At 41.7% G+C, this 24,538-nt stretch carries 23 protein-coding genes and 1 tRNA gene; 11 read left to right on the top strand and 13 right to left on the bottom strand.

What is annotated here, in order from left to right; genetic code table 11:
- Positions 1 to 83: 83 nt before the first annotated feature.
- Positions 84 to 171: transfer RNA gene (locus J3L18_RS20425), tRNA-Ser, on the bottom strand.
- A 260-nt stretch (positions 172 to 431) separates the two neighbouring features.
- Between J3L18_RS20425 and J3L18_RS20420 the strand changes: the two genes are divergently transcribed.
- The 5 genes from J3L18_RS20420 (at position 432) to J3L18_RS20400 (ending at position 4,255) form a co-directional block, all read left to right on the top strand.
- Positions 432 to 1,403, top strand: a complete 972-nt coding sequence (locus J3L18_RS20420; RefSeq protein WP_090530846.1) for a polyprenyl synthetase family protein — start codon at positions 432 to 434, stop codon at positions 1,401 to 1,403.
- Between the two features lie 79 nt (positions 1,404 to 1,482).
- A complete protein-coding gene (locus J3L18_RS20415) occupies positions 1,483 to 1,959 on the top strand; it encodes a group II truncated hemoglobin (RefSeq protein ID WP_129571615.1) in 477 nt (158 codons plus the stop codon).
- A gap of 97 nt (positions 1,960 to 2,056) precedes the next feature.
- The gene (cdaA, locus tag J3L18_RS20410) at positions 2,057 to 2,848 is read left to right on the top strand and encodes a diadenylate cyclase CdaA (protein WP_090530839.1); all 792 of its coding nucleotides are present in this window, start codon (positions 2,057 to 2,059) and stop codon (positions 2,846 to 2,848) included.
- A 63-nt stretch (positions 2,849 to 2,911) separates the two neighbouring features.
- On the top strand, positions 2,912 to 3,298 hold the full coding sequence (locus J3L18_RS20405) for a hypothetical protein (RefSeq protein WP_129571616.1): 387 nt from the start codon (positions 2,912 to 2,914) through the stop codon (positions 3,296 to 3,298).
- A gap of 126 nt (positions 3,299 to 3,424) precedes the next feature.
- Positions 3,425 to 4,255 (top strand): sterol desaturase family protein, encoded by an 831-nt coding sequence (locus tag J3L18_RS20400; RefSeq protein ID WP_129571617.1) that lies wholly within the window; start codon positions 3,425 to 3,427, stop codon positions 4,253 to 4,255.
- Here J3L18_RS20400 and J3L18_RS20395 read toward each other — a convergent pair.
- The gene (locus J3L18_RS20395) at positions 4,245 to 4,634 is read right to left on the bottom strand and encodes a hypothetical protein (RefSeq protein WP_129571618.1); all 390 of its coding nucleotides are present in this window, start codon (positions 4,632 to 4,634) and stop codon (positions 4,245 to 4,247) included. The genes J3L18_RS20400 and J3L18_RS20395 overlap by 11 nt on opposite strands.
- A 151-nt stretch (positions 4,635 to 4,785) precedes the next feature.
- Between J3L18_RS20395 and frr the strand changes: the two genes are divergently transcribed.
- Together frr and J3L18_RS20385 are read left to right on the top strand one after the other, a co-directional pair.
- Positions 4,786 to 5,349 (top strand): ribosome recycling factor, encoded by a 564-nt coding sequence (frr, locus tag J3L18_RS20390; RefSeq protein WP_090530830.1) that lies wholly within the window; start codon positions 4,786 to 4,788, stop codon positions 5,347 to 5,349.
- Between the two features lie 73 nt (positions 5,350 to 5,422).
- Positions 5,423 to 7,183, top strand: coding sequence for an ABC transporter ATP-binding protein (locus J3L18_RS20385; protein ID WP_129571619.1), 1,761 nt, complete (start codon positions 5,423 to 5,425; stop codon positions 7,181 to 7,183).
- A 117-nt stretch (positions 7,184 to 7,300) separates the two neighbouring features.
- On the opposite strand, the gene J3L18_RS20380 is transcribed toward J3L18_RS20385, so the two are convergent.
- From J3L18_RS20380 to J3L18_RS20350, 7 genes are all read right to left on the bottom strand, one after another.
- Positions 7,301 to 7,906: a biliverdin-producing heme oxygenase gene (locus J3L18_RS20380; RefSeq protein ID WP_129571620.1), complete on the bottom strand. Its 606-nt coding sequence runs from the start codon at positions 7,904 to 7,906 to the stop codon at positions 7,301 to 7,303.
- Positions 7,907 to 7,918: 12 nt separating this feature from the next.
- Positions 7,919 to 8,290 carry a response regulator gene (locus tag J3L18_RS20375; protein ID WP_091175516.1) on the bottom strand — a complete coding sequence of 124 codons (372 nt, stop codon included), beginning with the start codon at positions 8,288 to 8,290 and terminating at the stop codon, positions 7,919 to 7,921.
- Complete coding sequence (locus J3L18_RS20370; RefSeq protein WP_091175513.1) at positions 8,280 to 8,699, bottom strand: response regulator; 420 nt, start codon at positions 8,697 to 8,699, stop codon at positions 8,280 to 8,282. Before J3L18_RS20370 ends, J3L18_RS20375 begins: the two co-directional genes overlap by 11 nt.
- 2 nt (positions 8,700 to 8,701) lie before the next feature.
- The gene (locus J3L18_RS20365) at positions 8,702 to 10,924 is read right to left on the bottom strand and encodes an ATP-binding protein (protein ID WP_129571621.1); all 2,223 of its coding nucleotides are present in this window, start codon (positions 10,922 to 10,924) and stop codon (positions 8,702 to 8,704) included.
- A gap of 240 nt (positions 10,925 to 11,164) precedes the next feature.
- Positions 11,165 to 11,899, bottom strand: coding sequence for a LytR/AlgR family response regulator transcription factor (locus tag J3L18_RS20360; protein ID WP_090530824.1), 735 nt, complete (start codon positions 11,897 to 11,899; stop codon positions 11,165 to 11,167).
- A gap of 54 nt (positions 11,900 to 11,953) precedes the next feature.
- A complete protein-coding gene (locus tag J3L18_RS20355) occupies positions 11,954 to 13,288 on the bottom strand; it encodes a 3-keto-disaccharide hydrolase (RefSeq protein ID WP_129571622.1) in 1,335 nt (444 codons plus the stop codon).
- Between the two features lie 18 nt (positions 13,289 to 13,306).
- Positions 13,307 to 14,254 (bottom strand): sensor histidine kinase, encoded by a 948-nt coding sequence (locus tag J3L18_RS20350; RefSeq protein ID WP_223266297.1) that lies wholly within the window; start codon positions 14,252 to 14,254, stop codon positions 13,307 to 13,309.
- A gap of 349 nt (positions 14,255 to 14,603) precedes the next feature.
- On the opposite strand from J3L18_RS20350, the gene J3L18_RS20345 reads away from it, so the two are divergent.
- The 3 genes from J3L18_RS20345 to J3L18_RS20335 are packed head-to-tail and all read left to right on the top strand — an operon-like array spanning position 14,604 to position 16,513.
- Positions 14,604 to 14,816 carry a hypothetical protein gene (locus tag J3L18_RS20345; protein WP_090530816.1) on the top strand — a complete coding sequence of 71 codons (213 nt, stop codon included), beginning with the start codon at positions 14,604 to 14,606 and terminating at the stop codon, positions 14,814 to 14,816.
- Positions 14,810 to 15,709: an ABC transporter ATP-binding protein gene (locus tag J3L18_RS20340; RefSeq protein WP_129571624.1), complete on the top strand. Its 900-nt coding sequence runs from the start codon at positions 14,810 to 14,812 to the stop codon at positions 15,707 to 15,709. Before J3L18_RS20345 ends, J3L18_RS20340 begins: the two co-directional genes overlap by 7 nt.
- Positions 15,710 to 15,712: 3 nt before the next feature.
- Positions 15,713 to 16,513, top strand: a complete 801-nt coding sequence (locus tag J3L18_RS20335; RefSeq protein ID WP_129571625.1) for an ABC transporter permease — start codon at positions 15,713 to 15,715, stop codon at positions 16,511 to 16,513.
- Between the two features lies 1 nt (position 16,514).
- On the opposite strand, the gene J3L18_RS20330 is transcribed toward J3L18_RS20335, so the two are convergent.
- The 4 genes from J3L18_RS20330 to J3L18_RS20315 form a co-directional block, all read right to left on the bottom strand.
- Complete coding sequence (locus J3L18_RS20330; protein WP_129571626.1) at positions 16,515 to 17,993, bottom strand: rhomboid family intramembrane serine protease; 1,479 nt, start codon at positions 17,991 to 17,993, stop codon at positions 16,515 to 16,517.
- 650 nt (positions 17,994 to 18,643) lie between these two features.
- Positions 18,644 to 19,990 carry a M28 family peptidase gene (locus J3L18_RS20325; RefSeq protein WP_129571627.1) on the bottom strand — a complete coding sequence of 449 codons (1,347 nt, stop codon included), beginning with the start codon at positions 19,988 to 19,990 and terminating at the stop codon, positions 18,644 to 18,646.
- A 56-nt stretch (positions 19,991 to 20,046) separates the two neighbouring features.
- Positions 20,047 to 20,607: a transposase gene (locus J3L18_RS20320; protein WP_129571628.1), complete on the bottom strand. Its 561-nt coding sequence runs from the start codon at positions 20,605 to 20,607 to the stop codon at positions 20,047 to 20,049.
- A gap of 76 nt (positions 20,608 to 20,683) precedes the next feature.
- Positions 20,684 to 23,854: an ATP-dependent helicase gene (locus tag J3L18_RS20315; RefSeq protein WP_129571629.1), complete on the bottom strand. Its 3,171-nt coding sequence runs from the start codon at positions 23,852 to 23,854 to the stop codon at positions 20,684 to 20,686.
- Positions 23,855 to 23,936: 82 nt separating this feature from the next.
- On the opposite strand from J3L18_RS20315, the gene J3L18_RS20310 reads away from it, so the two are divergent.
- Positions 23,937 to 24,482 (top strand): hypothetical protein, encoded by a 546-nt coding sequence (locus J3L18_RS20310; protein ID WP_129571630.1) that lies wholly within the window; start codon positions 23,937 to 23,939, stop codon positions 24,480 to 24,482.
- Positions 24,483 to 24,538: the final 56 nt, after the last annotated feature.

Genomic DNA, 24,538 nt, shown 5'->3' with positions numbered 1-24,538 from the left:
GCTCGTAAATATCTGGAAATGAGAGATGAAGGTTTTTTAATTTTCCAAAAAAAGAGGGATTTTCATGACAAAATCCCTCTAAGCGGAGAGGGAGGGATTCGAACCCTCGATACCCTTTTGGAGTATACACACTTTCCAGGCGTGCTCTTTCGACCACTCAGACACCTCTCCGAGTAAATGCGGATTGCAAAGGTAAAATATTTGCCCTTACTATCAATAAAAAAGCGAAGCCCGTTTTAACCAGCTTCGCTTTCACAAAAACTTAACTCTACTTATAAAAATTGCACTCGCGCAAGTATGACAGTTATGGTGTGCTTTGGTTTAATTTGAGTAAAAAATATTAGGCTGCAATGCAGATACATAATTTTAGCTTATGTTTGCTCCGCACTGTCACATGGCGGTGGTTAACATAAAATACTGTTTTGGTTGCAATGCTGAGCATCAACGACATTAAAAAACCTATTGCTGCTGATATTGATGCGTTTGAGGAGAAATTCAGGAACTCAATGAAAAGTTCCGTTCCGCTGCTTGACCGCATCACGCATTATATTGTAAAGCGTAAAGGCAAGCAGATCCGCCCCATGTTCGTGTTCTTTTCGGCCAGTATTTGCGGGGGCATCAATGAGGCTACGCACCGCGGGGCGGCACTGGTTGAACTGTTGCATACAGCATCTCTTGTGCACGATGATGTGGTTGATAACTCCTATCAGCGCCGCGGCTTTTTCTCTATCAATGCTTTATGGAAAAATAAGATAGCCGTTTTGGTAGGCGATTACCTGCTTTCAAAAGGTTTGCTGCTTTCTATAGATAATAACGACTTCCAATTGTTACGCATCGTATCTGACGCGGTTAAGCAAATGAGTGAGGGGGAACTAATGCAAATTGAAAAGGTACGCCGTATGGATATTGGCGAACCGGTTTATTATGAGGTGATCAGGCAGAAAACCGCTTCGCTTATTGCATCCTGCTGCGCCTGCGGTGCTGCGTCGGCAGGGGCCAGTGACGAGGTGATTGAAAAAATGCGCCTCTTTGGCGAGAAAATAGGCATCGCGTTCCAGATCAAGGATGATATGTTTGATTTCGGAACTGATGATGTGGGTAAGCCGTTAGGTATCGATATCAAAGAAAAAAAAGTTACCCTGCCGCTTATTTACGCCCTGGCCAATTGCAGCAGTTCAGAAAAAAAGAGGGTGATCAACCTGGTGAAGAACCATAATGAAGACCCTAAAAAGATTGCTGAGATCATCAAATTTGTGAAGGATACCGGGGGCTTACAATACGCCGAAACCCAGATGAAAAAGTATCAGGAGGAGGCTTTCGAAATCCTGAACACTTTTCCCGACAGTGATTCGCACCGCGGGCTGGAGCAACTGGTTAGGTTTACTACCGAACGGGACAAATAATCAATTTTATTGCTGCGTATAAATAACTGGTTTTTTAAAGATGCACTCCCTATCTTTATCACAACCGGTTTTTACACTTATGACAGCTACAATCCCTACATTGTTTGAATGGGCGGGTGGTACACCTGCTTTTGAACTGCTTTTCAACAAGTTTTATGATAAGGTTTTGGACGATGAACTGTTGGAACCTGTATTTAAGCATATGTCGCCCCAACACCGGATGCATGTGGCGCATTTTGTAAGTGAAGTTTTTGGCGGCCCAAAAACCTATAGCGAAACTGAAGGCAACCATTATGCCATGATTAATAAACATTTGCAAAAGCATTTAACCGAAACGCACCGCAAGCGCTGGATTGAACTGTTGCTGCAAACTGCTGATGAACTGTCACTGCCCGATGATCCGGAATTTCGCTCAGCTTTTATGGCTTACCTTGAGTGGGGTACGCGGATAGCAATGCTGAACTCCCAAACAGATAATACTACAGAAAGCCCGGATACGCCTATGCCGAAATGGGGCTGGGGCGTGCCGGGAGGGCCATACATTCCCCTGAAATAATAAAACGCGTATGTAAAATGACCGGTGTTCAAGAGTAGCACATCATAATTACTGCTCTTTCGGCGTTTATGTTCGGGTAAACTTATTAACTTCGTAAATGCAGTCCATACAATCCCTCTTCCCCAAAATAGGTTTCTTTTCTATTCTTGATGTATTGCTGGTGGCTTTGATCATTTACCAGTTGTATAACCTTATCAGGGGAACCATTGCAGCTAATATCTTCATTGGGTTTGCAGTGATCTTTGCCCTCAATTTTGTGGTGAAGGCTTTGGATATGAAGCTGCTTACCATTATCCTGGGCAAATTTGTTGATGTGGGGATCATTGCCATTATCGTGGTTTTTCAACAGGAAGTAAGGCGATTTTTATTACTGGTAGGTAAAAATGCTTCGCTCCAACGCAATAAAGCCTGGTGGCAATATTTCTTCGGAAAATCGGAAGTTGAGAAAAATAATTACGCCAGGATCAAGCCAATAATTGATGCCTGCAAAAGCCTGAAGCAAACCCGCACCGGGGCGCTTATTGTTTTCGCCAAGTATTATGACGAACAGTTTTATCAAAACAGTTGCGAGGTGGTGGAGGCCAAAATTTCAAAGCGATTGTTGGAAAGCATTTTTCAAAAAACCAGTCCGCTGCACGATGGTGCGGTGGTGATTTCGGAGAATAAGATTAAATCGGCAAGTTGTATTTTGCCGCTTACCGAAAAAACTGATCTGCCGGCGCAGTTCGGCCTGCGCCACAGGGCAGGTATTGGTGTTACAGAGGCAAATGAGGCCACGGCGATCATTGTATCTGAAGAAACCGGTGAGATCTCGTATGCCAAACAAGGCCGGATTAAAATGAATATCAGTTTTGCGGAGCTGGAAAAAGTTTTAAATAAGGATTTTTGAGGTTGGAGGAAAGCCTATACATGCAGTTTGAGGAAGGGAAAAACAAAAATGTATCATATTAAGGTGTCTTTACTTGTAATTGCTTTTCTTGTTTTTACATCTTGTTCAACTAAAAAAACAGTTATAAACCATAATCATGTTATAAGAATTAAAGGGTTTAATAGCCGCAAATGGAAAAAAGATAGGTTAAGTTGTAATGATCAACGCCCAGAATTAGTTAAAATACTTATTAGTAATAAGCAAAACTTGATTAATCTGAATAGAGCCCAGGTAGTGAGTTTATTAGGCAGACCTAATGGAGAGAATAAAAACGTTATGGGATATTTTGTTGAAGGCGGGACACAGTGTTTAGATATTAAGCGTATGGATTATACAGGTATCCAGACTGAATCATTGCTTATAGAATTTAAAAATGGATTTGTAGATGATATTTACATTGTCGTTCCCTGAATGGAGATTTATTTTGATGTCAATTGGCGAAAGTCTTGTGTGGTTGTCAGTGCGCAGCTGGCCTGTGCCTTATACAGCAAAAGGATAGCATATTATTATGAACCGATAATTGACATTATCTAATCAATGCCAGTGCATCCCTCCATCGATAAAATAACAGAGATCTCCCGGGTTCTGCTTTCTATAGCAGTGCGCTATCTTGTATTTGCCGGTGCGTTTTACCTGTTTTTCTATGTGTGGCGAAAAAGAGCTTACTGGTATGCAAAAATTCAGCAACGCTATCCCGCAAATAAGCACGTCGTTAGGGAAATTGTTTATTCATTCTTCACCATATTGATATTTGGTGCGGTGATCATGCTGGTGATCTATGCCAGTAAGCAGCATTTAACAAGGATCTATTTAAATATCAGCGATAAAGGATATCCTTATTATTTTTTGAGTATAGGGCTGATGATCCTGATGCACGATACCTACTTTTACTGGACACACAGGGTTATGCACTGGAAGCCTTTGTTTAAGCTGATGCACAAAACGCATCATTTGTCAACTAATCCGACACCATTTGCCGCTTATGCTTTCCATCCGCTGGAGGCCGTAGTAGAGATTGGCATTGTACCGCTCATCGCCTTTACTATTCCTTATCACGGTACAGCACTCACTATATTTTCTTTGTATTCGTTGCTATTAAACGTGACCGGTCATCTGGGCTATGAGCTTTTTCCCCAGGGGTTTACTACGCATAAACTGTTTAAATGGCACAATACTTCAACGCATCATAACATGCACCACCGATTGGTAAAATGCAATTATGGTTTATATTTCAACATATGGGACAGGTTAATGGGCACTAATCATCCCGATTATGAAAAGAGCTTTGAACAGGTGGTTGAAAAGCGCGAAAAAGTGAAGTATAAAGGAGACGGCGAACTACTGCCAGACGAGCTGGCTACGGAGTAACTTTTTCCTTTTTTACCCCGGCAGTATCCGGATTAACAACATCTATTCTTTTAATGAGCATATGGTATTTCACCCCCGGCTCATCTGTTTTAACAATCGGCATATTGTCGTTTGGGTAAGTTTTAACTACAGGCATCCGGCTGTATACGGTTACATTGTCTACAAGTTCGCGGGTGTTCAGTAGTGTATTGTTATCATTTAAAAGTCCGTTTTTCGGAAGTACCGGGATTAGTTTAGACAAGTTGCTGTCAACCTGTAATGGTTTCAAATTAAAAAGTTTATCGACAGTGTTATTGTTTTTAGGTGCCTTATTGAGGTTTTGTGCTTTAAGCTGGCCTGCACAGACTACGATAGCGGCAAGGATGAAGGTTTTTTTCATGGTGATACTATTTTATACTAATATACCTATCATTCAATAATATTTAAATGTTAAATAATGTTATTAAATGTTAAATGCTTTTGAATTGAACCCAAATACCAAAGCCATAAACTGATAGATTTTATTACTTTTGTGGAAAATTTAAAAACCGATGAGCGAACTCATTAAAAAACAAGTGAACGATGCAAAGGCCTTGATGGAAAAGGCCATTGACCATGCAGATAGCGAATTAAATAAAATACGTGCAGGTAAGGCAAGCCCTTCATTACTTGACGATATCAGGGTTGATTACTATGGTACCCCAACACCACTAAGCCAGATAGGTAGTGTTAACACCCCTGATGCCCGTACCATTGTTGTTCAGCCATGGGAAAAATCATTGTTAAATCCTATTGAAAAAGCCATTAAAGAAGCTAATTTAGGTGTTAACCCTCAAAACGATGGTATCATTATCCGTATTAATGTACCGCCGCTTACCGAAGAGCGCCGCCGTGATTTGGTTAAAAAAGCTAAAGCCGAGGCTGAGACCGGTAAGGTGGCTGTTCGTAACATACGTAAAGATGCTAACGAAAAGATCAAAAAATTAAAATCAGAAGGTGTTTCTGAAGACGAGATAAAAACAGGCGAAGCTGAAGTTCAAAAACTTACTGATGCTTACATTGCTAAAGTTGATCAGCTTTCAGAAGCTAAAGAAAAAGATATCATGACGGTTTAATATTAACCTTGTGTCAAATTAAAAGGGAATGAGCTACTTAGCCATTCCCTTTTTTTATGTTTGCCGTTGAAACATGAATGTATTAATCTCTTACTTAAAAAAACACCGCTGGATAGTTGTATTCGCACTTTTCCTGGCGGCTATGAATATAGGCTTCTCACTGCTCGACCCATGGATAACGGGGCGTATTGTTGACCGTGTTATTGAACAACGCAGTAAGCTACAATATGACGCATACCTTAACCAGGTGCTGATGCTGGTTGGCGCTGCTATTGGTGTTGCCATGGTATCGCGTATAGCTAAAAACTTCCAGGATTATTTTACCAATATCATTACTCAAAAAGTTGGGGCCGAAATGTATGCCGATGGTTTAAAGCACTCGCTTGAGTTGCCCTACCAGGTATTTGAAGACCAGCGGAGCGGCGAAACTTTAGGCATATTGCAAAAGGTACGTTTAGATTGCGAAAAGTTTATTACCTCCTTTATCGGGATCCTTTTTGTGTCGCTTATCGGGATGGTATTTGTTATCGTTTACTCAGTAAGCGTAAGCTATAAAGTTACCCTGGTATATTTCGCTGCGATACCTGTCATTACTTTTGTGAGTATGGCCATGAGTCGTAGGATCAAAAAAATCCAAAAGACAATTGTAGCCGAAACAACAGCGCTGGCAGGTTCAACAACCGAATCGCTAAGGAATATCGAGCTTGTAAAAAGTTTGGGTTTGGCAAAACAGGAAATAGCAAGGTTGAATAATACCACTTACAAAATCCTCGACCTGGAACTGAAAAAAGTGAAGTATGTACGCAGCATGAGCTTTGTACAGGGCACTACAGTAAACTTTGTGCGCAGTGTGATGGTGGTGGTTCTGCTGATGCTCATTTTTAAAAGCACTATCTCTCCGGGCCAATATTTCAGCTTTTTATTTTACTCATTCTTCTTATTTAATCCCTTGCAGGAGTTAGGCAACGTAATCCTTTCCTGGCGTGAAGCTGAGGTTTCCCTTGGTAACTTCAACAGGATATTAAGCATTCCTATCGATAAAAAGCCAGAAAAACCGGTGCTGCTTGAAAAGGTAGAAACCCTCACTTTTAACGATGTTACCTTTAAGCATTTAACAGCCAATCGTAATGCCCTTAACCATATCAGCTTCGAAACTAATTCGGGCGAAACGATAGCGTTTGTTGGTCCGTCAGGTTCGGGTAAAACTACACTGGTTAAATTATTGGTTGGTTTATATCAGCCTTTGCAGGGAGATATTTTATACAACGGCACATTAAGTAAAGAAATAGACCTTGATCAGCTCCGTGAGAAAATTGGTTTTGTAACCCAGGATACACAACTGTTTTCAGGTACCATCCGCGAGAACCTGCAGTTCGTTCGCCCCGGAGCTACTGATGAAGAATGTATGGATGTGTTACAGCGTGCAGCCTGCCAAACCTTACTGGCGCGGGCCGATAAAGGTTTGAGCACTGTAATTGGTGAAGGCGGTGTAAAAGTATCGGGTGGTGAAAAACAGCGTCTGTCTATAGCGCGAGCTCTATTACGCAGACCGGATATTCTGGTATTTGACGAAGCTACGTCATCCCTCGATTCTATCACCGAAGAGGAGATTACAGAAACCATCCGTAATGTATCCGAAAAGGAAAACCATATTACTATCCTGATCGCTCACCGTTTATCAACCATTATGCATGCTGATAGTATTTATGTGCTGGAAAAAGGCCGCATTATTGAAGGCGGTAAACATGCCGATCTGATAGCCCAAAAAGGTTTGTATTACGCCATGTGGCGTCAGCAGATTGGAGAGAAGGATACAGCAGATGCGCTGGATTAAGATTTTCGAATATTTTATGTCATTGCGAGTGAAGCGCGGCAATCGCTTGCTATACAGGGCGACCCTGCTTCCATGCGATTGCTTCGTCGTCCCTCCTCGCAATGACATGTTTTTTAACTATACTTCCGGCGGTACAAGTATTACTGTAGTACTTGCTACTTCAGTAGTTGCCATGTGTTCAAACAAGTTCACCGCATTTTTTATGGCTGCTTCATGTTCATTCTCCGGTATCGCGTTAAGCACCTCTAAAAACTGTTTCCATTTTGAGCCAAGCTGGTCGCCGTAAACCTGGTAATAGTGATAACTCAGATTGTATGGTAACAACTGCCCGTTAGTTTTTAGGCGTTTTGCTATTACGTTGCCCCCAAGTGTTGCCCCTTCCAATACATACATTGCACCAAGAATGGATGCGTCACTGTTTAAGTCAATATATTCGGGGGCTTCCGGCAAACTGCTGCTTACAGATGAGTTAATCTCCTCAAGGTCACGAAGCAGCGCTGGTAATTTTATCCTGGCTTCGATATTCAGTTTTTGACATAATTCATCGCTGAGATTGTTAAATAAAAAATCTTCTACCGCCAGGTGCGTAGCGTAGTTTACTGTCAGTATGGTTTGATATTGTTTAAAGGTAAATGAGCCATCCATGATCTGACCGGTAAACATTTTTTGTTCAAGCTGATCATGCAGGTGTGCTGTGGCTTGTTTTATTTTTTCATGAAGCATAGGTGTGCGTTTTTACGCCGCTAAAATACCGTCAATACACTTATAAAGTTCGTCAAGTGCAAATGGTTTTGCGAGGTAAGATGTAGCATTAAGATTTTCAGCAAGCTGCATAATGTTGTCATGGCCTGAAAATAATACAAAAGGTATAGTTCTGTGGTCATCAACCTCATGGATCTCTTTGATTATTTCACGGGCCTGGCGCTGGCCAATATAGTTATCGAGTATGATCAAATCAGGAGAGAAGCGTTCAATTTGCGCTACAACCTCGTAGCCGTCGCGTTTTACTTCAACCTCATATTTATCGCATAATGCGATGCCCATAATATCGGCTATATCCCCATCATCCTCGATGACTAATATTTTTTTCAGCGTTTTAATTGACATTCAGATTTTTAGTGAACCAAAAATTATAAAGTGATTCAACGCAATTTACCAGGTTTAAATAGCCCGCAGGCTTGGTTAAATAAGCATTAGCGCCAAATTCAAGTGATGCTTTAACGTCTTTTGGATTGTCGGACGTTGAAAAGAATATCACCGGAACATATTTTAAAAACGATATTTCACGAATGCGTTTTACCAGGTCGAGCCCCGAAAGCCCGGGCAGGTTAAGGTCGAGCAGTATAAGTTTCGGTTTTACTCTTGCTTCGGTAAGCTGTTTTAACTGCTCAAGCGCATCCTTCCCATTATCAATGATCTTTACCGTAAGCCCGTCTTTCACTTCGCGTACGGCATGCTGCATTATGAATGCAAAATCTTCGTCATCTTCAACATAAAAAATATCAGGCGAACTCACAACTAACTAATTTTAAAAGATATATAAAAAACTGTGCCAAATCCTAATTTGCTCTCAAACCAAATTCGCGCTTTGTGTTTTTCAACAATGCGTTTTACAATGGCCAGGCCAACGCCTGTGCCCTCAAATTCGAGCGCGTTATCCATGCGTTTAAATAGTTCAAACACGCGGTTATAATAGTTTACGTCGATACCAACACCATTGTCGGATACCGAATAAACGATCTCGTTGTTTCTAACTATCCCCTCAACCTTAACTTTTGATGGCGTTGATTTTGAAGAGTATTTAACAGCATTGTTAATCAGGTTGGTGAAAACCTGCGTTATCATTACACTGTCGCCGTCAATACCTGGGGTATCTCCAATGGTAAATTCAATGCTTTCGGGCTTAAGGGCCGATAGTACTTCCCTTTTAATTTCATTTAGTAACAGGCCCATATCAATTGGGGCGGCCTCTATGTCAGTACGGCCCACGCGCGAATAATGCAGGATCTCTTTAATGAGCATGTGCATTTTATCGGTGCCCTTGACGATCCTTTCGAGCATTTTTTTTGCCGAATCATCCAGGCTTTTATTACTGGCCAGCAATAGCTCCGAGTAATTTTTTATTGATGATAGCGGGGTGCGTAGATCATGCGATATGGTATAGCTGAAGGTATCTAGCTCATCATAGGCCAATTGCAAACGTTCATTCAGGATCCTGATTTCGTTGGCTTTGCGGTTGATGGCATAAATAACATCTTCACGAACCTTTAAAACCGCGGCGATCTCATCATGCTTCCACTTTTCGGATGTGTTTTTAACAATTTGTGTCCAGCTTTCAAACGATTTTCGTGGCGAGAGCTGCAACAGGCCGTCGGCAGTTTCTTCAACAGGCTTTTCCGGATTGCCCGCCCAGTTGATAGCTTTTACCTGCTCGGGTTTAAACCAAATGATCATCTCCCCAAGCTCGCGCGATAGGCTGCAAGATAAAATACCGCTGGCAACATCGCTGTAATTTTTGGCCGCCAGATATATTTCGGGGAAACGGTAAGTGCTGTAAATGGTATCAACCATATTTACCTTAAGCCAATCAACTATCTCGGCTATTTGTTCTTCGGTGGGTGTCTGGCCAATGGTAGTTATCTCTCCATCGTACACCAGCGCCACACCCGTAGCCGTGGTAACATCTTTGATAGTAACTTTATTGCGGGTTAAGGCGAAAGTAAAATCAGTGTCCTTTTTGATATAATCGGCAATGGTATTGGCAGCTTCGCCCAGTTCATGAAGTTTTGCCAATTCTTCCTCATCCTGGCGGTACTCTAATGCTGATGAAAGGATCTGACCGATCAGTTTCGATGCATCACGCGATTTATAGTCGATAAACCTTGGCGAATAATTATGGCAGGCGATAAGTCCCCAAAGTTCGCCATGGGCAATAAGCGAGATACTGAAGCTCGAGTCGACGCCCATATTTTTTAAATATTGGATATGGATAGGCGACACTGCCCTCAATACCGAATGGGTAAGGTCAAGCGGTGCGGCTCCCTCCTCATAGGTAATAATAGCCGAGCTTTCTGAATTTACATCGGCTATAATACGGGTAAGATTGATCTTATAAAGCTCGCGGGCTTGTTTAGGAATATCTGAAGCCGGATAATGCAGGCCTAAAAACGGCTCCAGGTCATCGTTCTTCACTTCGGCGGTTACTTCGCCGTGACCATCCTCGTTAAATTTATAGATCATTACCCGGTCATAATTGATGATCTTTTTTATTTCAGAAGCAGCCTTTTGCAGTAGAAGGGATAAGCTTTTACCACTCAGGATCTCGGCTACCGAACGGCCTATAGTTTTTTGAATGTCACCACCCAGATCTGATTCGGTTGGCTCAAACTCCAGTACCAGATCATTTACCGAGTGACTGATGATAAGATTGTAATTAGTTCCCTTTACATCAATAGCCAGCGGATTGATGGTGTCTGAACTTTTTGCACCCTTAGCCAACTTTAACAACTGCTGCAATGACGCGGTATCATTTGCTATGGCTAATTGTTCTTCCAGTTCGCTAATATTTTTGCCTAAGAGTCCGATTGCGTTGATACCGGTATAGCTTTCAACGTTTTGACTGATGTAGGAAATATTGTAAGATTTGCTGTTTACAGCGATCAAGAAACCGTGCGATTGGATCTTTCCCGGGATATGTATTGGTTCTCTGTCGCAATTGGTCAGGTCTACCTGGTAGCTCATAGTTTTTTGATAGGATGAATGACCGCGTAAAATACAAAAAATACACTTTTATGAAATATATTTTTTAAATAGGTAAGTTGTAAGGATTGAGAGGAAAGGTGATTGTTAATAAAACTATAGCATTAAGCCCATGCCTGGTTTTATCACAGTACCGTGTTAATTAGGGAAGTGGTGCGATGGAAATACCGACCACGAGCAAATGCGGGGAGGAGTTACTTTCCGAATAAATAAAACATACCCCTAAATATTTTTATTCTCAATCATCCTGAAAAATTCATCGCGATAGGTGTCGCCTACAGGGATGATCTTGTCGCCGATCTGGATGCGGCTCCGTTCAATACTGTCTATTTTATTGAGAGCTACAATGTATGATTTATGTACACGTACAAAATGTTTTTCGGGCAAGGCATCTTCCATTTTTTTCATGCCCTGGAGGGTAATAATCCGCTCGGCAGAGGTAAAAATGCTTATATAATCCTTTAAACCCTCAATAAACATAATATCATGCAGGTATACCTTCTGGATCTTATGTTCGGTTTTTACAAAGATAAAATCGGTTGAAAAATCATCCTGCTGCACGGGTTCGGCCTGCATCACTACCTGTGGTTTGGCTGCAACAGGCTGGATAATGCTTTGTGCTTTTTGTACCGATTTAAAAAAGCGATCAAATGCGATTGGCTTTAACAGGTAATCAACTACATCAAGCTCATAGCCTTCAAGCGCGTACTGCGGGTAGGCTGTAGTTAAAATAACCTTGGCTTTGCCGTTAGCAATTTTCAAAAATTGAATGCCGGTAAGCTCGGGCATCTGAACATCTAAAAATACAAGATCGGCTTCGGCGGCCTGTACCATGGTAAGCGCCTCGATGGGGTTAGTTGTGGCTTTAACCAATTGCAAAAAAGGCATCTTGGAAATATAGTCTTCCAAAATATGCAGCGCCAAAGGCTCATCGTCAACTACCAAACATCTGATCATAGCGTAAAAATAATGTAATAATGGTTATTCTAAATTTTTTAATATGCTGTTTTGTTATAACGGCGTCAATTCAACAGATTTATACCAGATTTCGGCCCCTTCAGATTGCAAAAGGATGCGACCGTGCGATAATGAGGCTATTCCCCAGTTTACCAAATGTCCGTTAACATAATGTTCAATCTGGTTGCCGTTACAAATAATTTCGATGGTGTTCCACTGGCCGCGCGGATTTTCAAAATTGGCGGTGCGGTAAACACGCTGCTGGTCCCACTCAATGGCCGATTTATTGGGCGTAACCACATTAGTATGTTGTACGCACCAAATATCGCCGCAATCACCCTCCTGAATCTGGCATTCTATCGATCTTGGCCATACAATATCTTTATCACCCTCCCCAAAATGATATAAAATACCTGCGTCGCGGACGCCCTTTTCGCGCGGGTGATATTGTTTGCTCCCCCATTTAAACACTACTTTCAGGTAATAATTATCGTACGATTTTTTGGTGGCCATATAACCAAAATACTTGCCCATTACATGCACCATACCATTTTCAATGGCAAAGTTGTTATGTACATCATTATCCTTGCCTAAAGTATCCAGGTAGGTATACCAACCCTTTTTATCCTTGCCGTTTAACAATTTTTGAACCCCAATCTCCCTGATCCAGATATTGCGGAACGATACCGGAAACTCATGCTCCTGCAGCAACAGGGGTAAGGCGAAGGCATGTTTTTGATATTTGGGCTGACCAACATGCGCCACTGTTCCTTTTATAGCAACATGGTTTTGTACCAGTATGCCATTGTGTAATACGGTAATGTAAGCCGGCGATTTAACCGAGCTATCGATATTAAAGCGTGGAGCGGTATAAATGATATCATACTTTTGCCACTGGCCCGGTTTAAGCGAGGCATTTACCTGCGGCAGGTATTGTTTATAAACAGAACCGGCCTGCCCGTTTGAGTAGGTACGGTTTTTATAACTGTCGAGGATCTGCAGTTCGTAGCGGCTTTGCATAATTACGCCGCTGTTGCCACGTTCCTGGCCGTTGCCCTTAACAATGGGTGGTGTGCGCCATTCAATATGCAGCTGGCAATCGGCAAAGTTTTGTTTGGTGATGATAGAGCCGCTGCCCGGCTTAACGGTTACAATACCATCCTTTACTATCCAGCCCGGTTTGTTGCCTTTTTGATCTGTCCATTTGTCCAAATTTTTGCCATCAAACAAAATAATAGCATCAGATGGCGGCTTGTTGCCGGCGCCCGGTAAAACTACTTCAGGTTCGGGGTCCCAAACTTCGGTTGCCTTAGGATCGGTTTGTGCACATGCGGTAATGGCCGATGCTGCAAGAAACAGGGCTGGGAGCAATTTTTTCAAACAGGTCATGGTTATAATAGGTTATAACTATAAATCTATTGATAATTCGCAGGTGTAGGTATATTCTTCATCCCTTATTTTTAAAGAGTACCTGTTGGGGTAAAGCAGGTTGAGCCGGCGTTGCACATTTATCAAACCAATTCCACCTACAGCATCACGGTTATTGTTATGTTTTTTGTTTTGGATGTAGAAATGCAGTTTACCATCCGCCACGTTAATAAGTAGCTTTATAGGCGAATTGATATCATTTGCAACGCCATGCTTAAAAGCGTTTTCGATAAAAGCGATCAGTAGCAAAGGTTCTATTTTTTGATCGGTGATATTGCCATCTACCTTAAAATCAATAAATGCTTTGCTGCCAAAGCGGATCTTTTGCAGGTCGATATAGTTTTGCAGGTACTGGAGTTCTTTACTCAGGTCAACTTTGTTTTCATTACATTCATAGAGCATGTAACGCATAATTTCCGACAGCTTTAAGATAGCTTCGGGCGTGGTTTCCGAACGCTGATAGGCCAGTGAATAAATACTGTTTAAGGAGTTGAATAAAAAATGCGGGTTAATCTGCGATTTCAGAAAAGCCAGCTCGGCAATAAGGCGCTGATTTTCGAGGTCGCGCTGGATACGTTCGTTCAGAAACCAGTCTGTACTGAACTTTAGCGCAGTGCTCAGGAAAACAAATATCAGACTGGTAAAAATACTGCTGTAAAAATAGGTGGCAAAACTGGTTACATGACCTTTTTGATGTACTAACACAATATCCTTAAATATTAACCCTACTCCATATTTACCTATGCCATATATTATTATGCTTACCAGTACAGCTGTGGCATATTCCCAGTATCGTTTTTTATTAAGGAAATTGGGTATATAAACCAGGTAGTTAAGATAAAATAGGCTGATATTAATAGTAGGATAAAGCAAAAAGATCACCAGCAGCTCTTTGGTACTGAGCTGCGCGTCGTTTAGTCTTGCCAAAAAAACAAAAAAGGATATAATGCCCGTCCAAAAAAACAGGTGCCAAAAAATTATCCAGGCGGTTTTTATTCCGGTTCTGGATTTCGGTAATGGTAATGAAGCCTCCATTCGCTGTTTTTAAATCCCTTTTATGTTTACGGGTGTGGCATCTAATTTAATATTTTGATAATGATATCGGCCTGTTATTTATATATAGCTGCTCATTTTTTCGATGAACTGGCTTTTATTATCGATGAACTGTTTAAAAGGTGCAGAAAAGCGTTCATCTATAAACAAAGTGTGTTGGTCTAAATGATTTTAGCAGGTTATTTTTTTAATATTCCTTTGTTGTATAAAATCACCACTCACAATGAAAACGCTTATCAAAAATTCAAATCCTTTTATCATGTTATTGATCCCGGTAATGTTTGCCCTTATTTTGGGTGTAAGTTACCAGTTCGAGCAAAAAAAGGAAACAGCAATAATTGGCCGCACAGCAGTACATGCTACCTCATTGTTTCACAAAGGTTTTGTAATGGTTAAAACTGTTTGCTCAATAGCAAAAAACAATAACATATGGTAATTACTACCGAAGGCCTTTCCTTCACCTTTGGTAAGCAGCAGGTAGTTAAATCACTCGCGCTGCAAGTTCCGGAAGGAAGTATATATGGTTTTCTCGGTCCCAACGGCGCCGGGAAAACCACTACCATCAAACTCCTGCTTAACCTGCTAAAACCCGATGCAGGTAACATCCACATTTTTGAGCAGGATATCAAAACAAACCGCATCAGCATACTTTCGCAAATAGGTTCGCTTATTGAGCAGCCTGCTTTATACCAGCACTTAACCGGGAGGGAAAATTTATTGAACAGGGCCTTATTATTGCAGGTGCCTGCTCAGCGCGTTGAAGATATGCTTGAACTTGTGCAGCTAACCAATGCTGCCAACAAAAAAGCCGGGCAATATTCATTAGGGATGAAGCAGCGCCTTGGCATTGCGCTGGCCCTGCTGGCCGATCCTAAATTGTTGATTTTGGATGAGCCCACCAACGGCCTCGACCCAAACGGTATCATCGAGATCCGCGAGCTTTTGAAAAAGCTTGTTGCCCAACACGGTAAAACCGTTTTTATATCAAGCCATTTGCTTGGTGAGATTGAACGGATGGCCACGCATGTGGGCATTATAAATAACGGCGAAATGCTTTTTCAGGGCAGTGTTGCCGACCTGCAGTCCATTAGTAAACCGCTGGTGCGCGTTGATGCCGAAAATACCGTTGACGCCGCCAACCTGTTAACCCGCCACCATATTAACGTTACCGAAGTAACCGACGAGCATTTACTGGTACCCTACATCTCCAAACAGCAAATGGGCGAGATCAACGCCCTGCTTAATAAAAACGGGCAAACGGTTTACAGCATCAGTAAACAGCAAAAAGACCTGGAAAAACTATTTTTAGATATCACCCAAAGAGCCTAAGCCATGAAAGGATTTATACTGTCATTCCGTTCGGAGTTTTACAAAAGCCGTAAAACACTTGGCTTTTGGGCTTCGGTAATGCTTCCTTTATTTATAGGTGTTTTGTTGTTCGTAGGGTTTTATACCAAAAGTGAAAAGTTGGTGTCAATGCCACCGATGATGCTTTGGCTACAGTTTGCCGGTGCTATTTTGGGTATCATGGGCTCATTGGTGCTGCCAATATATATCATATTTATAGCATACTCCGTAAACAGTATCGAACACCGGGCCGATACCTGGAAAACCTTGTTTAATCTGCCAATCCCCCGCTGGTCGGTTTATGCGGCTAAATTTTTTTATGCGGTTTTCCTTGTATTTGTTTGCCTTGCGTTGTTTGTGCTGTTTACCATTGGTTTCGGCAATTTGTTAAGCATAGTAAAACCAGAGTTACGGTTCGACGATTTCCACATGGAGAAAGAACTGGCACAGATCTATTTCAAACTGTTTTTATCATCATTAGGTATCCTTTCCATTCAGTTTTTACTCAGTTTATTTTGGGCAGATTTTTTAAAGCCGATGGGGATTGGTTTTATATGTACTATAGCCGGCGTTGTGGCGGCTTCAAAAGGCTGGGAGTATAGCTACCTGTTTCCATATGCACACCCAATGGCAGCTATCAGTAGCATGCTGAAAAACAATCATGGCGATCCATCCAACCGGTTACAAATAGATGTTTTTACTAAAGCTGTATTTGTAAGTATGGCTATAGCAGTTGTTGTATTTGTGGCAGGATATTTTATTGTGCAGCGTAAGAGCGTGAAGTAGATTATTTGTTATGTTTACTCAAGTCATCAATGATCTGAGCAATTTCGCGATTAACCGAATCTATGGACGGAAGCCTAACTGTCGTGCTGTCCTGTAACCTCTTATATAATAAATTATAACTATTGATGCGTAGCTGGCAGTACTTTTTAAGCATATTGTCGCGAACCTTATAAGGTTCGGGAAGGTCGAGTGAATCAGCAGAGTTGATAACCTGGATATTTTCATTCCAATAGTATATACCCCTATCCTTCAGTTCGGACATTAAAACATCTTTAGCCGTATTTTTTGGCATTTGCATTACCTCTAATGCCATTGACTCCTTAACGGCAAAATCCTTCATCTTTTTCTCGTACATCGCAAATGGATTAGGTGTTTGATAGTAGGTAACGGTACAGCATAGTAGTGTTAAAACGGCAATGGACATTACAGAGAGAACTTCTAATCCTGTATTATCCGGTTTGCTAAGACTTGGATAGTAAAGGTATCCTATAATGAATCCGCTTACCAGTCCACCAACGTGAGCCGCGTTGTCAATCCCTTCTTTAGTACCATATAATAAATTAAAAGCGACAAAAAAGCCTATGCTGACCAAAAGTTGCTTTCGTACGTTTTTTTCGATAATATTTGTTGTGAGCATGGAAAGAAATACACCATACATGCCAAATATAGCCCCGGATGCACCCGCACTAACAATAAACCCATGCGTTGTAACACTAACTATGCTGGCAGATAAACCTGTCAATAAATAGGCAGCTGCAAATTTTAGTTTGCCAAGCCGGGGCTCAAGTAGCATACCTATATACATCAGGGCATACATGTTTAAAAGCAAGTGCATGATGCCGATATGAAGAAAAATTGCCGTTATTAGTCTCCAATATTGATTATCTAAAGTGAGTGGCCCAAAGTTTGCTCCCCAGCTAATGAGGTCGCTTACTGTAGGTTCGAGCGCCGATACACCACGAATAACCATAATAATAAAAATCGCGATGTTAACATTTATAATTATTGGTGTTATGAAGTATTCAGGCCGTGGTATAAAGAAACTAAGGAATCCCAGTAACTTTTCTTTTGGGGTTGGTGGAGGGGCGTTTAAGATATCTTCTTCTTCAGATTCAAATATGGGAGTGAGTTCGACCAATTTTTCCTCGATAAATTCGCTGTTCAGAGATGTTTTAAGCTGATCATATTTTTCGATGAAAGTATTTACATTCTCTTCGTTCATTTCCGACCAATCAGTAATTTTTCCGTCGGCGTTTTTACTTATCAGCAAAATATCAGACTGATTAATAACAAGCCTGAACTCCTGCATGGGTGAAAAAAGGCCTCCGCCTATAATTGTTATAAGCCCATTTTTTCCGGTATAAATTATTCTCCAATCCAGTTGCCGGGCGGTTTCGAGTGCAATTACCAGGATATGTTTTGGGTCGGCGTTGTTTGTATCAATTTGTTTCTTAAATGAAGGGGTAAAGCTAAATGCCATAAGGTTAGGACTTTTTTAGCTATAAAGATGACAATAAATCTCTTATTAGTCAAAAAACACATTGTCGCATATCAATGATCGGATTAGTTAGGTCGAGCCTGTTGTTTTGATCGGATTACGAGCCCTTTTTAGATTCCCAAAATAAATGGTTACAAGCAGCAGCATGAAAATCATCAGCGATTTTAAATCAGCTAAAAATTTATTGAAGATTTGAAGCTTGTGATATAATCGGAATAATGTTCGGCGTAAAAAATAAAAGCTGCTAAAGCGTATGCAAACAATCCCCAAACTATAGTTGCAATGATCGATGTCCGCACCTTTTTAATCCACATCATTTGCGGAAGCAAGAAATAAATAAAAGCTTGCATAGCAAATGCAAACCAATACGGGCCAAGTATGCGGTTATTTACCCTAATCTGTTCATAGTTGTTTGTGAATAATATGCTGCAAATATTTCCGAAACAAAGAATATCAGATTGATTGTTGCAGCTATAGGCAGCAATAAGTTTGTTGCGATGATCCGCGTTTTAATATCTATTTTCTTGTGAAAAAGGCTTGTGAATTTCAACAGGACAAGCAAAGGAATAAAAAGCCCTAAGCCCATGAAAATTGCATCGATGAATGACGAAATATTTGACATGTTTATCAGACTATCTAACCGGCTTCGGAAACACCGGTAAACTTTCGTGCCCTTCAGCATCAACAGACTGTACCGCGAAGAAGTAATTATCCTTTGAGTAATTCAACGTAGCTATAGTATCGGTTACATAGAATTTCTTTTCCCAATAAGGGCTGATGGTTTCGCGCATCAGTACATAATAGCCGGCGGGCTTTTTACCCGTGGAAGGTACTTCCCATTTCAGTTTAGTTTTATTGGTTAAGTCGCTGGTGATCACGCCTACATTCTGAGGCCCGGCCGGGGCTGAAGCGAGATTAGCCAATACTGCAAGGTTCATGCGGGCTACTTTTTGCACATAATTAAAATCAACAAAGTTAGGCAGGTCGCCGTACTCAACACCGTTTTCGGCGCGGATATTCTGATGCTGACGGTTAAAATTCTCGTTCATTTCGGTAAACCTTACAGCCGTAAAGCCCTGTTCTAAAAATGGCAGGTGATCGCCGCCGCGCAAATAGCGATCTCGCCGGTAAATAAGCTTTACGTCTAATTGATCAACATAACGCTCTCCAATTTCTTTGGTATACCTTGCCAACTGCCTCGACGGACTATCATTTTCCCCTCCTAATGATTTCAAAGCTGCCACTTGTTTATCGGTAGCTGCTGTAGGTACACCATCGCTAAAAACACGTACGCTACGGTTATCTTTCAGGTCGGTTTCCATGCCGTAAGTATTGCCAACGATATCATTATTCAGCATGGCATCCACATTCCAGTTTTCGGCTTTGGCCCGTTTGGCTACGTTGGCAGATCCATACAAACCCTGCTCTTCACCAACCACTGTCATAAAAATAATAGTGGCAGGGAACGATCTTTTAGCCATCACCCTGGCCAGTTCCATCGAAAGTGCAGTGCCTGAAGCATCGTCATTGGCACCGGGTTCAACCCCGTTGGCGTCCATCACATCATTGATGCGTGAATCATAATGTCCCGATACCAGATACACCCGGGTATCATTCGGATCGGTACCTTTTAATATAGCCAGTACATTTTTGAGTTTGATGGGTTTATCGATACGTGTACCTTTAGGCTGTGTGAACGTATCAAACTGCACGGTCATCTTCCCGTTTGACTCAGTCGCATATTTCTCCATTTCGGCCTTGATCCAGTTGCGTGCTGCACCGCTGCCGGTGGTTTTGCTGGTGGTATCGCTCAATGTATGCCTGCTCTTAAAGCTAACCAGCTTCCGGATAGTAGTTTCGATGTTTTTGGCTGATACCTCATCAACCATTTGCTTAATGCCAGCGTCCTGTTTTATGATGGTTTGGGCGGAGGCCGGGACGGTAAGGATAAGGAGGAGGAATAAGAAGATGTGTTTCATATGATGATGATGTTTTTTCCCGTAGAGACGCATAATTGCGTCTCCGACCATACAGGTCAACCTTGATGATTTGGGTCAGATATATAAATTTTCAAACCTATCTCTTTCAGTAAACCAGTTGTTGGGATTGTTATGAATGTATTGCTTATGTTATTGTACTCACGATCATTTCTAATTACCCGATCATAATAACGAGGCTGCCAAGCAAAATCGATGCTGTTGTCATTCGCATATTTCTTAACGGATGATTTATAGCCACGCAATACAGAAGCCAGGTTATCTTTTTGAACACCGAATTTATTTGCTTCCCAATTGATTTTATCAGGCTTGTTAAAAAACAATATCCCATGCAAATGGTCTGGCATTACCACAAATTCATCCAATTCGACAAATGGATTAATTTCTGGAATTTTTAGCCAGTTGATATGAGCGAATTCACCCATAATTGAGGATTGTAGAAATAGAGCTTCATTATTTTCATTTGGGAGGATATCTCCAAAATATGGTACACGGTTAAGGGTACTGATGGTTACAAAATATAAACCATGAGCCCCATAATCCCATCCAGCTAAACGAGGTGATGAGGTGCGATATTTATTTTGATATTTTTCTTCCATTTATATTGTAAGGATTATAATGCAATTGTTCCTGTCCTGCGAGAGACGCAATTATGCGTCTCTACATCAGCATTTTTTATTCGCCTTCCTCCTCCGCAACAATCCCTAAAATCTCATCAGCTTGTTTAAAATTGCTTTTTACAAAATGGCACCAATCGCATTCTTTTTTGCCGCAACCTGTGCTGAAATTGTGAGCCATGATTTGCTCATAAGTGTCCTGAATTTGCCCGGTTACTGTCTCTACGTCTTCCGGTGTTATCATAAATTTTTCGCGGTAATATTCACCATCGCTTATGGGTTCAACAAAATCAAAAATGGTGCTGATCACCTGCCAGTCGGTAGTGCGGTCATGATCTATCAGTATTTTATAGAAAACAGCCTGTCGCCAGTAATCGCCGCCGTTTGGCGCATCATTGGTTGGGCGCAGTAGTTTATCTTTTGCATTTTTAGGCTTACCCGTTTTGTAATCAACAACGGTAGCCTGCTTGCTGTCAAATTCAATTTTATCCAGGTTACCTTTAATAGGAACACCTGCTACTTCAATGTTTTTTATAGATCGTTCGGTAACAGCTATCTTGTTCCAATGCGGTACGTTTTGTTCATAATATGGCGGCAGGATCTTTTCGCCGTAGGCTGAGCGCAGTTTAAACTCATCTTTAGTAAATGAATCGCGATTGCGGGCCATATACCATCTAAACTCGCGCATGAAATTTTCCGTACTCAAAAACTCGTTGTCATTATCCTTCAACTGCCTGTAAGTTTTGTTGAGTGCCCAGTGTACCGCCTGTCCAAAAGTAGCCGCCGGACTTTTACCCGATGGCACCCTGATCAAACACTGAAAATAAAACCGCAGCGGGCAGTCCAGGTAACTGCTCAGGTGGGTTACCGATAGCGTGTAATTTTGCAGCAGCTGGTTGATGTAGTTTTTATCCAGCAACTCAACCTTTGGTTTTTCGGCTTCGCTGAATTGGGTTGCCTGGAACTCGATCATATCCATGACATCCACTTTAGGATATTGTACCTGCATATTGGTGCTGGCTAATATCTCGCCTATAAATTGGCTTGCCTCCTGGTCTTTGTCCTTCCTATCCTTAGCGGCGTATGAGATCATAAGGTGCTGCTTAGCACGTGTTACCGCCACATAAAACAGGCGGCGCGCTTCCTCTTTCTGTGCTATTTCGTCAGCGGCGGAGCGGGTAAGCGTGTCGGGGTAGCTGAAACCGCTGTTCCGGCCTTTGCTGTCCCAGGTACGTTTGTCGCAGCCAATAAAAAACACATATTCAAACTCAAGGCCTTTTGAGCCGTGTGCGGTGAGGAAGTTAACACCATTCTCCGAAAAGATGCTTTGGTTAAGCTCCAGGCGGATCTGATGTTTTTTCATCATCTCGATGGTCGAGATCAAATCATCCAGGCTGATGTCGGGCCTTTTGCGGCTTTCATCTTTCAGGAAATCGAAAAAACTGGTAAGCATTTGCATGTAACTGCCCTTATCCTGTTGTTGCATAATATATTTAAGGATGCCCATTTTGGCTATCACACTTTGAAAAAGCTGTTGCAGCGTAACGCTAACCGACTTTTTGAGCAGGTAATCGATATTGCTTACGAGGTACCGCATCTCCTGTTGCTGGTCGGGGTGAAAAAGGTCTGCTTGTTTGGGTGGCCTCATCTCGCTTATGTAACGGCGGATAGAAGTTTTAGGCTGATTGTAAGCCAGGGTGCCAAAGTTTTCTTTAAACACGGCAACGCTTGCCTTGGCAATTTCAATAGGGGGGATGTTAAAGAAATCATAGTGCATGATCTCAAATAGTAATTCATCCCCGCTGTATGGCGAATCGAGCTCCATGGCAAAGTAACGTAAGATATTAATGATCTTTTCACCAAAGGGTTGGGTAAGCACGTCTATCTTGCGTTTGGTGTTTACCTGGATCTTTTGCACATCCAAAAATTTGATCATCTCTTCAACCTGGTTGTGGTTGCGGTAAATTACCGCTATCTCGCCCGGAGGTACACCGTAAGTAACCAGTTGTTTTATCTGTAGCGATACATCAACTAGTTCTTTATCAGGGTTCTCGTACTCCCGGATCACCGGCTCGACCAACAGGTTATTAAAACGCGGGTGCGACGATTTTAAAGCTTTATCTAAATTAAGCTGACTGGTTAATCGCTCAAAATTGTTATCGATAAGCGCTTTTGAAATATCGAGGATCTGCTGACTGGAGCGATAGTTATGTTTTAGCACTACGGTGTATAGTGTATCTACATAGTCATTGGCAAAATCAAGGATGTTTTTCATGTTGGCTCCCTGAAATTTAAAGATCGACTGATCATCATCGCCTACCACAAAAACATTCGGGGTATCCCAATAATTAAGCAAAAAGCGCAGCAACTCGTTTTGCGATCCGCTGGTATCCTGGAATTCATCTACCAGAATATACTGATAACGTTCCTGGTATTTACGAAGTATTTCTTCATTATCGCGGAAAGCGCGCAACACCCAAATAATCATGTCGTCGTAATCATAGCGGCCGCGCGTTTTCATTTTTTCTGTATAGTTTTGATACTCTCCAACAGCAGCCAGCAGTTTTTTCATCACATCATGCGCGGCGTCAATATCTTTTTGTTTCGGATCACCAATCTTGATGCCCGCTTTGGCATTAGCCCGTTTATAAATAAACTCCTCGCGGTTAGGCAAGTCTTCAAGATAGTCATTTACCGCCTGCTCAATCATTTCGGCGTTCCAGTTTTCCCGCTTCATAGTGCTGAACAGGCTTTTAAGCCGGGGAACATCATAATAAATATCGCCCGTAAAACGCTTCAGCAGGTGATCGTTCGGGAACTCATCAACCAGTTCACGGAATAGCATGGCCGATTCAAGGTCGGAAAGCGACTCCAAATTCAGCTTGCCGAAATACTCGAGGTTCTCCTGGATAATCTCGTTACAAAACGCATGGAAGGTATATATGTTGATCCGGTAAGCATCGGGGCCAATAAATTCGAACAGGCGTTTGCGCATGGCTACTGCGCCGGCATCGGTATATGTTAAGCACAGGATTTCGCTGGGCAAAGCGTCTGTATCGGTCAGGATTTTACCTATCCGCGCTGCCAGGATCTGGGTTTTGCCCGTACCGGGGCCGGCTACTACAAGTACGGGCCCGTCCATTTTGTTAACTGCGGCCAGCTGCTCGGGGTTTAAACCGGCTAAGGCTTCCTGAAATTTAGCGTTATATTTATTGAATGTAGATTGCATAATATTTAGTAAAGATAAAAAAGGATGCTGCTGCATTTGCAAACAGGGTAATAAATATGATATTTAGGCTATAATATTAACCATGGAAAAACCTTATCATGGGCGGGCGATAGTTGAGGATAATTTCGAGTATCTCAAAATTACTATTCCTGTAAAACGAAATTATATCTCCATTATATGGATTTGTTGCTGGGTGACTTTTTGGGGATACTTTGGGGCATCTGCATTTGGTGAACTTTTCAATCCCCCTAACGAATTTGGCCACGTATTTATGTTGCTATGGATAAGCGGTTGGGCCATTGGCGGAGTTATGGCAGTAAAAACGATAATTTGGTTGTTTTGGGGCAAGGAGATCATCGAAATTGGAATGGGCACCTTCAGCATCAATCGTAAAAATGATCTTTTTACCCGCGAAAAAGTTTACGATCTTAATGAATGTAGGGAGTTTAGGATCAGGGAAATAGAATCAGAATCTGATAGGCAATTCTGGTTCGTATTTTATTACCGGAATAAAGAAAAGGGAACTATAGCATTTGATTACGGCATGCGAAACTTCTGCTTTGGAGAAGATCTTTATGAGCCAGAGGCACAATACCTGTTGAATGTTATGAAAAGTAAAAAGTATTAACTGAAAGCCAGTTTAAATAACAGTTATGGGCTGTTAGATTATTTATAACTGCGGCG

Origin of the sequence: Mucilaginibacter gossypii, assembly GCF_017569325.2 — a bacterium.
Taxonomy (GTDB): domain Bacteria; phylum Bacteroidota; class Bacteroidia; order Sphingobacteriales; family Sphingobacteriaceae; genus Mucilaginibacter; species Mucilaginibacter gossypii.
The sequence above is the reverse complement of the archived record's forward strand: the minus strand, read 5'-3'. Positions and strand labels throughout refer to the sequence as shown.